Origin of the sequence: Methanosarcina sp. (assembly GCF_028693135.1) — an archaeon.
Lineage (GTDB): Archaea > Halobacteriota > Methanosarcinia > Methanosarcinales > Methanosarcinaceae > Methanosarcina.
The window spans coordinates 53,334-66,797 of the sequence record NZ_JAQUVZ010000001.1; the positions used below are offsets into that span (position 1 = coordinate 53,334).

The 13,464-nt window shown below is 43.5% G+C and carries 7 protein-coding genes; 5 read left to right on the top strand and 2 right to left on the bottom strand.

What is annotated here, in order from left to right:
• Positions 1-279: 279 nt before the first annotated feature.
• Complete coding sequence (locus PHF18_RS00210) at positions 280-3,129, bottom strand: cation-transporting P-type ATPase (protein ID WP_300096976.1); 2,850 nt, start codon at positions 3,127-3,129, stop codon at positions 280-282.
• Between the two features lie 559 nt (positions 3,130-3,688).
• Here PHF18_RS00210 and mtaA point away from each other — a divergent pair.
• The 3 genes from mtaA to PHF18_RS00225 all read left to right on the top strand — a co-directional run bounded on the left by mtaA (position 3,689) and on the right by PHF18_RS00225 (position 8,248).
• A complete protein-coding gene (gene mtaA, locus PHF18_RS00215) occupies positions 3,689-4,708 on the top strand; it encodes a methylcobamide:CoM methyltransferase MtaA (protein WP_300097289.1) in 1,020 nt (339 codons plus the stop codon).
• Positions 4,709-5,013: 305 nt separating this feature from the next.
• A complete protein-coding gene (locus tag PHF18_RS00220; RefSeq protein ID WP_300096978.1) occupies positions 5,014-6,633 on the top strand; it encodes a methylamine methyltransferase corrinoid protein reductive activase in 1,620 nt (539 codons plus the stop codon).
• A 460-nt stretch (positions 6,634-7,093) separates the two neighbouring features.
• On the top strand, positions 7,094-8,248 hold the full coding sequence (locus tag PHF18_RS00225; protein ID WP_300096980.1) for a GTP-binding protein: 1,155 nt from the start codon (positions 7,094-7,096) through the stop codon (positions 8,246-8,248).
• A gap of 132 nt (positions 8,249-8,380) precedes the next feature.
• Here the strand turns inward: PHF18_RS00225 and PHF18_RS00230 are convergent, their stop codons facing one another.
• A complete protein-coding gene (locus PHF18_RS00230) occupies positions 8,381-9,154 on the bottom strand; it encodes a winged helix-turn-helix domain-containing protein (RefSeq protein ID WP_300096982.1) in 774 nt (257 codons plus the stop codon).
• 1,199 nt (positions 9,155-10,353) lie between these two features.
• On the opposite strand from PHF18_RS00230, the gene PHF18_RS00235 reads away from it, so the two are divergent.
• Positions 10,354-12,249 carry a uroporphyrinogen decarboxylase family protein gene (locus PHF18_RS00235; RefSeq protein ID WP_300096984.1) on the top strand — a complete coding sequence of 632 codons (1,896 nt, stop codon included), beginning with the start codon at positions 10,354-10,356 and terminating at the stop codon, positions 12,247-12,249.
• 531 nt (positions 12,250-12,780) lie between these two features.
• The gene (locus PHF18_RS00240; protein ID WP_300096986.1) at positions 12,781-13,137 is read left to right on the top strand and encodes a hypothetical protein; all 357 of its coding nucleotides are present in this window, start codon (positions 12,781-12,783) and stop codon (positions 13,135-13,137) included.
• Positions 13,138-13,464: the final 327 nt, after the last annotated feature.

A 13,464-nucleotide genomic window follows, 5' to 3' on the forward strand; every position in this document is an offset into this window, starting at 1 on the left:
ATACTGCGTCCACATGGTATATAAGTTTAATCTGTTAGTGTGATTACAAGAGATTATAAGCTTTATTATCCAAAAAAATGAGTCACGTGGCAGTATCTGGAAAAAAATATATTAAAGAAGATTTAAAACACAACTTGCCAAAAGTGTTAAATATCACATAATTTACTTCCAAAAGATCACATAAGTTATGTATCAGCTTTCTCTTCCAGGTGGCTCTTCAGGCTACCCTTCCACCCATTTTTGAGTTCATGTGAATTTATTCCTCAAACCGTGCCCGGATCACCATTTAAAGTATCTAGCTGCCCAGTTAACATTTTTTCTCAGGAGATATTTCCTCAGTTCATCGACCCCAAAGAGGAGAACCGCAAAAGGAACGGCAAGCAGCATATACCTGAGATCAATGGGAGCGGTATTGAAGATAAGGTTAGCAAACGGATTCCAGATAATGATAGCAAGAATCAGGAGTTCACTTGCAATTCCCAGGAGAACCATGCGGTTGCTGAACAGTCCCATTGAGAAGACAGACTGAAACCGGGTTCTTGAAACAAACACATTAGCAATCTGGCAGATAATCACGGCTGAGAAGAAAGCGGTTATTGCCTGCATATAAAGGGGATTAGTGTGTGCAAGCTGCTCGCCGAAACCCCAGCCCCCGTCAAGAAGTACGGCAAAATAACAGAAGAAGCCCGCAGCAGCCTCAATAGGCCCTTTTACTCCGTAGGATGTCAAAAGCACCTGAGGAGTTAATAATTTTTCATGCCTTGGTCTGGGAGGCCTCTTCATAATATCTCCTTCTCCTTTTTCCACCCCCAGAGTAATGGCAGGAAGGATATCAGTTCCGAGGTCGATTGCCAGGATAAGCTGAACAGTCATGGGAAGGGGAATAGAAAGGAGAACAAAAGCTATGAATGGCAGAATCTCGGGGATATTGCTTGTAAGGATGTAAGCAATAAACTTTTTTATGTTATCAAAAACAGTCCTGCCTTCTTCTACCGCATTTACAATTGTAGCAAAATTGTCGTCCAGCAGTACCATATCTGCGGCTTCGCGAGCCACATCCGTGCCGCTGCCCATCGCAACCCCCATGTCGGCATTCTTGATCGCAGGAGCATCATTAACCCCGTCTCCGGTCATGGTAACGATCTCTCCTTCTGCCTGGAAGAGCTGTACAATTTTCAACTTCTGTACAGGAGAAGTTCGGGCAAAAACAATACTCGGGTTTTTAAGCCGGGAAGCAAGCTCTGTACGGGAAAGGGATTTCAGCTCGTCTCCGGTAATAATCTCAGGTTTTCCGGATACTGCGAGCCCCACATCTCTGGCAATTGACTCAGCGGTAACCGGGTGGTCACCTGTGATCATGACAACCTTGATCCCGGCGGCATGGCATTTTGCAATAGCGTCTCTCGCTTCAGGGCGTGGGGGGTCTACAATCCCGATGAAACCCAGGAAAATAAAATCTCCGGTATACTCTTTCTCCCCTTCTGCCTGCCTGAACGCAAGGGCAATTATCCGTTCTCCTTTTTCTGCCAACCCCAGGTGCCTGTCCAGAAGTTCTTTTTGCCCGGCTTCATCCAGTTTTCTTACTCCCCCGGACTCCATAACTAACCCGCACATCTCCACAACCACTTCCGGAGCGCCCTTGAGGTATACTTCAAGTTTGCCTTCAGGAGTGCGGCAGACAACTTCCATGCGCCGGGTAAGGGAATCGAAAGGAAACTCTTCCTGCCTTGGATACTCGCTCTGGAGTTTATTTATATCTACAAAACTGTTCGCAAAAACAAGAAGTGCCCCTTCTGTCGGGTCGCCAGTATATCCGGGAGGCGAATCGTAAATTTTCGCGTTATTGCAGAGCCCTGCAACTCTTATAAAAACAGGCGGAATCTTGTCCGGATTCCACATGGGATTTCCTGTAACAGGAACTCCTTTTGCGCCTGAATCAGTATCTTTCTCCGCAAGACCTTTTTTTGGACTTTCTTCTGCATCCTGCCCTGCAGAGCCTTCTTGAGGAATGAAAGGTTTTTCCGGCTCCAGAGTTTCAAACCCTGCGATAAGAGAATTTACTGCCATCCTATTCTGAGTCAGGGTCCCGGTTTTGTCCGTACAGATCACGGTAGTCGAGCCCAGGGTTTCCACAGACTCAAGCTGTTTTATAAGGGCATTCCGGGAGGCCATTCTTCTGGAAGCAAGGCTGAGGGCAAGCGTAACTGTGGGCAAAAGTCCTTCAGGGACATTGGCAACAATGATTCCTATGGCAAAGATAAGGCTTGCAAGAAAAATATTCTGGAGAAAAAATGCGAGCAGAAAAAAGGTAATTCCAAGGAAAATAGCAATTGCAGAAATAATCTTTATGAAATGGTTGAGTTCTTTTCGGATAGGGGTGTCCACGGATAATGTCTGCTCTGTAAGCGTTGCAAGGCTTCCCATCTGGGTATTCGGCCCGGTTCCGAAAATAACGGCTTTACCGTTACCACTCTGTACAAGAGTTCCGGAAAAAACCACATTCCGGCATTCCAGCAGATTCGAATGAGTGCATTCAAGAGAACGCAGCTGCGGCTCTGATTCCCCGGTCAGGGTTGAATTGTCCACTTTCAGGGATTTGGTTTCAATCAGGCGCCCATCTGCAGGAACCTTATCCCCCTCTTCAAGAAGGACGACATCCCCTACCACAAGTTCCGAAGCCAGGACTTCCCTTACTTTTCCACCCCTGAAGACCTTTGCATGAGGTGGCAGAAGCTGCCGGAAGCTTTCCATTGTCTTTGCGGCCTGGTACTCCTGCACAAATGTGAAAGTCCCGTTAAGGACAACGACCCCGACAAGAGCAACCCCTATATAGAGATTTCCCTGCCCGGGATCAAGGTACTCGCCAACAAAAGATAGAATCGCTCCTACAGTCAGCAGGACAGCAAAAAAGTTTCGGAACTGACGGACGTATCTCTTAATTATGCTTTCCTTTCCTGCTTCTTCGAGGACATTTGGTCCGCACTCCCGGAGCCTTTGCGCAGCTTCCTGTTCACTGAGCCCGTTTTCCTCCGTTTCGAACCTTTTTAGAAATTCAGGGAGAGAAATAAGATGTTCATCACCCTGCGGAGAACAGATCTTATTTTTATTTTCAGCCAATTGCCTTTCCATTAAATCCCCTATAGATTAATGTAACACAAGAATAAGAAACTTAACGTTGCGAAACTATCCGAATTACTTCAAAAACCCAGAATAATCAATTAGCAGAGGCTGGTCTTTAATAGAGCGCCTGGTGCCTACAAAACCGGATCATAGAAAAAAAGGGATGGAAAAAGATTGGAAGAAATAATAACCAGGATAATATAGTCAAAATTTATGATGGGATTTATTAAAAAAAAGGCAAAAAAATATTCGCGGCAATTAGCTTTTATAATTTGTTAACTAAAAAAATCATCGCATCTTAACTCAATTGAGGAGCTAGAGAATTATTTTTACTACCGTTATTCTCACTCCTGCTCAGGCGAGACAAAAAAGGTGATTCAGAAAGTACTATCTGATCCCATTCATTAGTAAGACCTACAGTTTTTTAATATATTGCATACTCTGGATACTCTAGTCTGGAGTGTGAAACATTTTGGATTGAAAAGGTCTATATAATATTGTCAAGTAGACAATTAAATTGGAATTAAAATATATCTCTACGGATAATAGTAAAAAAGGTATGACCGATATGAGCGAATTCACACTTAAAACAAGACTTTTAGCTGCCCTTGCAGGCAAGCCCGTTGACAAAACACCTGTTTGTTCCGTAACCCAGACCGGAATTGTAGAACTCATGGACGAAGTCGGAGCCCCCTGGCCTGAATCCCACAGCAACCCTGAACTTATGGCAAAACTGTCACTCGCCAACTACGAGCTCAGCGGACTTGAAGCTGTAAGGATCCCCTATTGCCTTACCGTCCTGGTCGAAGCCATGGGCTGTGAGATCAATATGGGTACCAAGAACAGGCAGCCCTCTGTTACCGGTCACCCCTACCCCAAAGACCTTGAAGGCGCAGCAGTCCCTGCAGACCTTCTTCAGAAAGGCAGAATTCCAGCCGTACTTGAAGCAATCAAGATCATCAGAGAAAAGGTTGGTCCGGATGTCCCAATCATCGGCGGTATGGAAGGCCCTATCACTGTCGCCTCTGACCTTTCAAGTGTAAAATCCTTCATGAAATGGTCCATTAAAAAACCTGACCTCTTCGAACAGGTTCTGGATCTCGCAACCGAAGCTTCAATTATCTATGCAAACGCAATGGTCGAAGCAGGTGCAGACATTATTGCCATTGCAGACCCTGTCGCCTCCCCTGACCTCATGAGCCCTGATTCCTTCAAGCAGTATCTCCAGCCAAGGCTGCAGAAGTTCTCTGCCGGCGTGAACTCCGTAACCATCCTCCACATCTGTGGAAACGTTAACTCAATTCTTGACTATATGGCAGACTGCGGATTTGAAGGCCTCAGCGTTGAAGAAAAGATTGGCAGCGTAAAGAAGGCAAAGGAAGTCATCGGAACCAGAGTAAGGTTAATAGGAAACATCTCCAGTCCTTTCACCCTGCTGCCCGGACCTGTTGACAAGATCAAAACCGAATCCAAGCAGGCTCTTGCAGACGGTATCGATGTGCTCGCACCGGGCTGTGGAATTGCACCCATGACCCCACTCGAGAACATAAAAGCCATGGTCGCAGCAAGAAACGAATATTACGCTTGAAAAAGCACGAAATTCTTTATTTTTTTACAGGCAAATCCCGGAGCTCTAAAACAATTAGAACTTCGGGATGTTCTGCCCTGATTCATATTTTTTTACTTTGCCAGGACGGGACCTCAAAAATGAGGAGATCCAGAGCCAGTCCCCTAACAGGCTGTTAGTTCAGAAGGCTCGATCCAGGCAAATGATTCAGCAAAACTCATTGGGACAGCTTATTTATCATCAAAATTATCAAAATTTATTAAAAATAATAAATGCTGAGATAATTAGTTAAGTAAGTCTTAAACTTTTTTGGAGGAGGTTAAGATATGAAAACAGGAGTTGCAATTGACCTGGGAACCAGTGGCTTTAGGGCCCAGAAAATTGACCTGGAAAAAGGCGAAATTAAGAAAACCGTGATAACTCTCCGGAACCCCCTACCGGGAGCAAACGTAATGGACCACCTTGACTTTGCAATCCATTACGGGCTTGACAAAGCCCACGGACTCTCGGCAACAGCAGTCAAAAATATCATTGCGGAACTCGGAGTAAAACCCGAAGAGATGGAGAAGTTCTCAATCTGCGGAAACCCGATCCAGCTTTCTATCTTTCAGGGAATTCCCATTGAAGACCTGGCATACGCAGGCGAGCGTAAGAAACAGAAGTATCATATTGAAGAACAAAACAGAGACGCTCGGGTAATACCTCTGACCGAAATAGAGGGATTTGAAGAGTTTAAGAACTGCAAACTGTTTGTGCCCCCTTCCATAAAACACGAGGTCGGAGCCGATGCACTTGCCCTTATAGTAAAGGCAGGCATGATCGAAAGTGATGAAATTGCGATCGCTACGGACTATGGGACAAACGCCGAAATGGCCCTGAAATCAAAAGGGATTATTTACACCGGATCGGCTGCCGCCGGGCCAGCTCTCGAAGGCCAGGAAATCGAATACGGATCCATTGCATCCCCGCATACCATCAGCGATGTCGAATTTGAAGGAGAAAACCTGCGCTGTTACGTGCTCGACAGGGACATGAACCCCGCCATGGGAGATCTCGTAAACCCGAAGACAGGGGACGTCGTGGAAAAGGGAGAGGTCACTGCAAAAGGCATAACAGGGACAGGAGTTATTGCCCTTATCGAAACCGGAATAAGGAATAAACTGATAGTTCTGCCAAAAATTAAGACTCCTGAAGGCATCATCCACCTTCAGGATGGGATCAAGTTTACGGAAAAAGACCTTACAGCAGCCGGAAGAGCCATCGGAGCACTTCGGGCAGGGCACATTACCCTCTGTGTAGCTGCAGGCATTGAGATGGAAGACCTCAAGATAGCTCACATGTCAGGAGCTGCCGGGACTTATATGGATGCTGAAAAAGCCCACCAGGTAGGGATGATCCCTTTCAACGCAAATTATGTTTCCCAGATAGGAAACACCTCCCTGGCCGTTGCCCGGGAAATCCTGCTCTCTGAAGACAGGCTCTGGGAACTGCAGGCAATTGCAAAGGAAATAGTGGGCACTCATGTGATGTTCGCGACCTCCGAAGCCTTTAAGGAAGCCTATATGCTTGAACTTGCCTACTGGAACGAGGGCATGGCATTCAAGATGCTCCAGAAGTTCCTGAAAAAGAAAAGCCTCCCCAGGATCGGCGAGCCTTCAACTAACCTTAAAATCGACCGCCAGGTTGAAAGGGATATTCCTGTACTCGGAGAAGAAGGGCTCGAAGTGCTTGAGAAAGTCGGGACCTACCTTACCATGGTCATCGAAGACTGCACAGACTGCAAGACGTGTGCAAAGGTATGCCCCACCGGAGCTCTCAGGGTGGAAGACGGCGGGACTATAAAAATAAGGACCGACCTCTGTGACGGAGCAAACTGCCAGCGCTGTCTGCATGCTTGCCCGGATGACAGGTTCAAATGGGAAAACCTGACTGTTGCAGGCAACTGAGAAGGAAAAAAGAAGGTAAGAAAAACTTATTAAAACTGAAAAAAAGTGGAGAGCTCGTGAACTAAAGTTTGCGGGCTTTCTGCTTCATATTCCGTGGTCATAAGACGTCTAGCGAGTAAAGTTTAAATATATTCCTTCAAGACTGGAGTTCTTTTTTTGTTTGCACCTACGAAGTTTGTTCGGTTGTTTTTAATTTGTGACTTTGCCTAACCTCATATATTTGTTGTATTTTAGACTCTGAAGACCAGAATAAACCCAGAGGAAATAGACTCCAAAAAAGGATTTGAGAAAAACAAAAGAATTGTGATAACCCCCTATTGAGGGATAAAACAATATACTTTAAGAATAAAAAAGTTGATGCTTATATATCCGGATCAGATGTCTGAAGGTTTACACTTTTCGATAATGATAAAAAATGAAGGGACAATAAGTAGAAAGCGGCAGAAAACGGAGGGAAAAAATGGACGTTATTGTTGTTGGAGGTTTCCTGGGAAGCGGGAAGACAACCACCATTATCAATATGGGCAAATACCTGGCAGAAAAAGGAAAAAAAGTTGCTATCATCGTAAATGAGATAGGAGAAATAGGGATTGACGGAGACGTGATCAAAAGGTTCGGATTCGATACCAAAGAGATCACAGGAGGCTGCATATGCTGCTCTCTGAAAGTTGGGCTGAGGACCACAATCACCCTTCTTGCAATTGAATACAAACCCGATATCCTGCTAATCGAGCCCACAGGAATTGCTTTTCCACACATTATCAGGAACGAAGTCGAACTTATGAATCTTGGAGAGGAGGTAAAAATCGCTCCCCTTGTGACCCTGATCGATGGCAGCCGCTTCAAGTATCTAATGAAAGAGGTAAAAGACTTTGCCATGAGGCAGATTATAGATGCCGAGATTCTGGGAATAAACAAAGTAGATCTGATCGAACCTATCCGGATTCCCATTCTGGAAGCTTCAGTACAGCAACTGAATCCTAAAGCCAGAGTGGTTCTGCTTTCGGGGAAGGATACCGGGGAAATATTTGAAAATTTCATGCAGATTGTTCTCCCTGATATCAAAGAAATTCCGGAAAAAACTCAAGTAACCATCACAGAAGAAAAGTCCAGACCTCCCGAAGCTCAGGAAACCGAAGATTCCATCGAAGCCTCCGGAGTTGGCAGCTATGCTGCAGAGTTTGCAATTAAAGACGGAGAAAGCCTGAGCAAGGAAACCACCAGGGAGCTCACTACTGAATTAATGAACACAATAAAAGAAAAGGTTCTGGAGCTAAACCCCGAATTTGTAGGGCATATCAAGCTCTTTCTGGACAACGGGCTAGAAACCGTAAAGCAGAGCGTTACTATCTATTACGAAGAGCCCCAGGAAGAGATCATAAAATCAAAAGAAGGAGCTGTCCCGACATTAAAGATCCTCTCAGCAGTCTCAAATGTTAAGAAGGAAGCTCTAAAAGATTCTGTGAACAGCTCGGTACAGGAAACCTTTGAGAAAAGGGGAATAGACGTGCATAAAGCCAAACACGAACATGATCATGAACACGACCAGAAGCATGGACATCACGAACATGGACATGGACAAAAAATCGTGAGTGTTGAAGGCAGGAAAAAATAAGAAGAAAAGAAAGGGCGAGTAAGAGAAAAACATTCTTATTCCTTCTTTTTCAAAAATAGTTTTCCCAAAAATTCCCGCCTGGCTGTGTAAATAATTGCCAGAAATGTCTCTGGCCGACAGCTGATAAAATATTTAAATGATTTTCACGGAGTGGTCCACATAATATTGGGCAAGTTCATTGCCCCATTCCAGAGCACTAGGGGTAAAACTCATGATCTTCCTGTGGTCGAATTCTCCATCTTTTCCAAAGAGCTTCAGCATCAGAAAAGAGTCCGTAACCATAAAAGAAGATAGCCTTAATTTTCCAGAATAGATGTAAAGTGAAACCTTATTGTTCAAGCAGGTATTATATTCATCCTCAAAATCATTTTTCAGCCTATTATAGATCTTTTCTTCGAGAATAAGGTGCACTTCGGCCCCATCCTCTGCACATTTTGCCTGTATCGAAGGGCAATCAGGACAGAAATAAGAGTAGAATGACTTGAGGGTTTTAGAGCTATAAAGTCTATCTTCCAGGTGTTTTGGGAATTCAAAAAGGTGGTCCAGATCAGGCTCCTCCAAAGTACATTTTCCCAGCATGTCCATCTTCTGAATCAGGTGCTTTGGAATTGGAGACCTGTCATGTTTTGACCAGTAATCCTTATTTCCATCAAAAACATCAAGAAGCGTATTAAGGGGAAGCATCTTCTCAACTATAACTTCTCCGATATCCGAGAGTTCATAGGCACTTCCCTTCTGCACGATGAGATCCATATCTTTCAATTTTTTTATCTGCGGCATTACCGCACATGCCTTTACATTAAGGGTGTCCTTGATCTCATCAATATGCATTGGCCCACTAGCTAACTGGACAAGGAGATTTTTTCTTTTTTCAGAGAAGAAAATCAAGTCTATAAGAGTACTCATGTTTATCAGCTTCCAAGCATGAACCTGTTATATTAAATTCAACCTACCGTTTTCCGGAGCCATACCCATAAACCCACCTCACTCCTCCGGGAAGGATAGCTTCAACATTTAGCCAGGCATTACTGGAGAAATCCAGTACTTTACCAGGATGAATTATTATTAACACATATAATAAAGCGTTTTGAAATTTAATCTCTTGTTGTATACCCCTCTGAGTTAAAGGAGTGAGCATCAACATACCTTCAATATGAAATTAGAATCTAAAAGTGGGGGGTCTCTTAGATTAAAATAATATTAATTATATTACAGATATAATATATGGATATAGCTTTATATGTAAATATAGATTATGATCAGCATAACATAAACTACAGATATGGATTATATTTACATTTTAATATTGAGCAGAATAACATTACAGATATTATATTTAAAGTATCATAATAAGTAAAGAATCAAAAAATATAAAGCCAACATCAGACATATTCTACTGTTTTCACAATATTGAAAAACAAAATGTCTGTTTATTCACCGAATAATATAAATGTGATAGGCTCAAAAGGTCAGTTCAGAAGGTCAGTTGGCATAGGTGAGGTCAGAAAACCAGTTGAAATCTGTGGTTTATCAGCCTGTATCTTCGAGATCATTACCTTCAAATTTTTAATGCCTTTGTTTTTTGCACCCCATCACAATTTCAAATAGTCTCTGTTTTTCAATAAGAAGGAATTTTCCATACTCCGACAAAAAATATCACGTTTGCAAAAAGGCTGTTAGTGCAAACTATAAAGAAACAACAAATTTTCCAGGACCTTAAAATAAGAAGCCAAATAAAAATCAGGCCCATCCAAAATATAAGGAGAACTATATTTCACAGGGATATAAAAAACTGCTTATAGATCAAAAAACATTGTCGGTTAAGCTATATACATTTACGTCAATCATTCATTAGTGACCAAAACCTGAAAGGAAAGAATAACCTGACTAAATTCAGGCGAAATTTCGGTCCTGTACCGCAGCCGAAAGATTCTGATTTTCAGGTGAATGGCCATCTTGTGAATTAAGGAGTATAATTAGTGGATTTAGGGAATTGACGGGCTGTGGAACCCGTTAACGATCTAAGTAAAAAAAGATGGAGATCCGGAAGAGTAGGAAGAAAACTGGCTGTCTGGGTCCTTCACTAAAAAAAAGGAGATTTTTCAATGGCAAAAGAAGACATTCTGAATGCTTTAATGGATGCTGTGGTTGAAGGCGACGAAGAAATTGCAGAAGAATTTGCACAAAAAGCCCTCGATGAAAACCTGGACGCATACGAAGCAATAGTTGAAGGCCTTGCAAAAGGCATGAAGATCATCAGTGATATGTACGAAAAAGGAGAAGCCTTTGTCCCCAGCCTTCTGCTCGCAGCAGATGCGATGTATGCCGGAATGGACATCCTTACCCCTTACATTAAACTAGACGGAACCTCCGTCCCCAGAAATGTCATCATCGGTACCGTTGAAGGAGACGTGCACGATATTGGCAAGAACCTTGTCAAGACCATGATGACTGCAGCCGGTTATAACATGATAGACCTTGGCTGTGACGTGCCTCTTGATAAATTTGTAGAAACCGCAAAGGAGAAGAAGGCAACTGCAATCTCAATGAGCACTCTGATGACCACAACAATGGGTGGTATGGAAACCGTTATTGAACAGCTTCAGGAAGAAGGCATCAGAGACTCCATGATTGTCATGATCGGTGGAGCGCCTATTTCCAAAACCTTTGCAGACAGCATTGGCGCAGACGGCACAGCCGGTGATGCAAGCATAGCAGTCGAAACTCTTAGTTCACTTGTAAGCGAGCTTCCTGCCGATTTATGGAGCGATTCCTCAATTGCAGCAAGCAAGATGAAGTACAAAGAATCCCTCGCACAGAAAGGCGGCAAGGAAAAGATCGATATCGGCCTCATAACTGCTGAGAAAGTCAAAGCCGAATTCGACTCCGTGGTCCCGAAGTTTAAGGAAACCATGACCAAAGCAGAGAGGTTTGGCTCTGCCTTCCAGGACAAGAAAGTCGACAGGCTCCCTGTAGCACCTCTCGCCTGCGGCGTTTCCAGGAAATTCGTGCCCTGCTCCTACAAAGACTACTCAACAAGTGCAGAAAAGTATGCAGACTGTGTCGAAGCGGGAATCAAGTACTTCAATATGGATACCTTCGTCGGCTTGACCGACCTTTGTGTTGATGCAGCAGATTTCGGCACAACTGTAAGATATCCTGAAGAAGACACCCCCGCAGCAATCGGCCACCTTGAAGACTACGAAAAAATGGAAGTCCCCGACCTTAAGGAAGGTACACGTGCCTACAACCTTATCCAGGGCAACAAGCTTGCAACAGAGAAGGCACACGCCCTCGGCGCACCCATGACCGCTCTGATCGAAGGTCCAATGGTAGCCCTGACCCAGATTATGGGAGCAACCCGTGTCCTTTCCGACCTCAGGACCAACCCTGACGTTGTCCTCAAAGCCCTTGACAAGACCACAACCTACGTAGAAGAAATCATGAAGGGCATGTTCGAAGAAGCCCAGCCCGACAACCTCTGTATAGTAAACCTCTGGACAAACAACGTCATCCTCAGCGCTGACGAATACATGAAGTCCGAAGGCCAGATCATGCAGAACAGGATTGCCCCGCTCTACAAGCAGTACAACAAGCCAGTCGTTATCCACAACTGTGCCGACGTCCCCCACTGGGATCTCATAAGCAAGTGGAACACGGAGTACTACAGCTACACCTTCTACCCCGACGAGGCCAATAAGGGATCCAAGGACCACAAGTACCTGATCAGCACCCACGGAAAAGAAACTATGTTCGGTGGAGAGGTCAGCCCAATATTGTTCCTAGACAACAGCCCTGAAGGTATCAGTAAGATGAAGGCAGATACCATGGCTCTCCAGGAAAGCGTCCTGAACACTCTCAAAGAGAACGGTATGCAGTCCAAGTACATGATTTCAACCGGCTGTGAAGTGCCACCAGGAGCACCCTGTGACACCATCACTGCCCAGACATATACCGTTGCAGAGAAGGGACCTGAACTCTACAAGAAAATCATCGGCTAAACCCGTTGAATTTCCGAAGAAAAAAGCAAGCCTGGATTGCCAGGTAAGGGATGGGATTCAAACCCATCCTCTCTTTATTAATCACAATAAAACCCGGGTTCTCACTATTTTCTGCACCCTTTGCCTCAAAAAGTGCAAGCGAACCAAAAACGATAGAAAAGGCATTGGAAGGAAGAAAAAAATAGAAAAACAGGAAAAAAACGAGAATAAAAACGGGAATAAAAAACGAAAGTATTTCCTGAACCCTTTACCTCAAAAATTGCAAGCAAACTAAAAACGATAAAAAAGGTATTGGAAGGAAGAAAAAAATAGAAAAACAAGAAAAAAACGGGAATAAAAACGAAAGTATTTCCTGAACCCTTTACCTCAAAAAGTGCAAGCGAACTAAAAACGATAGAAAAAGCATTGTAAAGGAAGGAAAAAGAGAATAAAAAACGAATAAAAACACATTTGGGCCGAAAAACGAAATATTTCCCGCAGAAAATAGTAGTGGACCTTTTCAAATACCCCTGTTAAAAGAGGTGAAACTGGATGAGACCTCAGAAAATACCCACCCCTGAGAATAAAATGTTTTATTCGAGCCCTTTACACCCTGCAATCTACAATCTGGAACTGAACCATTCATCTCAGAAGTTCCTCTTCTGTTATTCAATTATTGAAACAAACCCTCTAAAATATGAATCAGACTTATCCCCCGGATCATTAGAATCTACAGATATAGATACGGATTCCGGATCTTACAATATGTCCACAGAAAGAGAATATATAGATACATACACGGATTCCGGATGTTACGATATTCCCACAGAAGTAGACTTTACAATGGAAAATCTTGAGACCTACCTCGAATGCACAGAAAGGCTCTCCGAATCATCAGACATTCAGTAATAAGTTAAATAAAAAATAATCCGGTAAAAGTTTCAATCTTAAATAAAAAAACGGCAAAACCTCCAAAAAGCCAACAAAAAACGGCAAAAACTCCAAAAAGCCAACAAAAAACGGCAAAACCTCCAAAAAGCCAACAAAAAACGGCAAAACCTCCAAAAAAGCCAATCAAAAAACGGCAAACACCCAAAAAAACCAATCAAAAACGGCAAACACCCAAAAAAAGCCAATCAAAAAACGGCAAACACCCCAAAAAAGCCAATCAAAAAACGGTAAAACCTCAAACCCCCTTAATTTTTAGATTTATTAAAAACCCGGATAAAAAGCCTG

Excerpts from the sequence above, each read along its gene's own strand:
- PHF18_RS00210 (WP_300096976.1), bottom strand. The coding sequence starts at position 3,129 with ATGGAAAGGCAATTGGCTGAAAATAAAAATAAGATCTGTTCTCCGCAG.
- mtaA (WP_300097289.1), top strand. The coding sequence starts at position 3,689 with ATGAGCGAATTCACACTTAAAACAAGACTTTTAGCTGCCCTTGCAGGC.
- PHF18_RS00220 (WP_300096978.1), top strand. The coding sequence starts at position 5,014 with ATGAAAACAGGAGTTGCAATTGACCTGGGAACCAGTGGCTTTAGGGCC.
- PHF18_RS00225 (WP_300096980.1), top strand. The coding sequence starts at position 7,094 with ATGGACGTTATTGTTGTTGGAGGTTTCCTGGGAAGCGGGAAGACAACC.
- PHF18_RS00230 (WP_300096982.1), bottom strand. The coding sequence starts at position 9,154 with ATGAGTACTCTTATAGACTTGATTTTCTTCTCTGAAAAAAGAAAAAAT.
- PHF18_RS00235 (WP_300096984.1), top strand. The coding sequence starts at position 10,354 with ATGGCAAAAGAAGACATTCTGAATGCTTTAATGGATGCTGTGGTTGAA.
- PHF18_RS00240 (WP_300096986.1), top strand. The coding sequence starts at position 12,781 with ATGAGACCTCAGAAAATACCCACCCCTGAGAATAAAATGTTTTATTCG.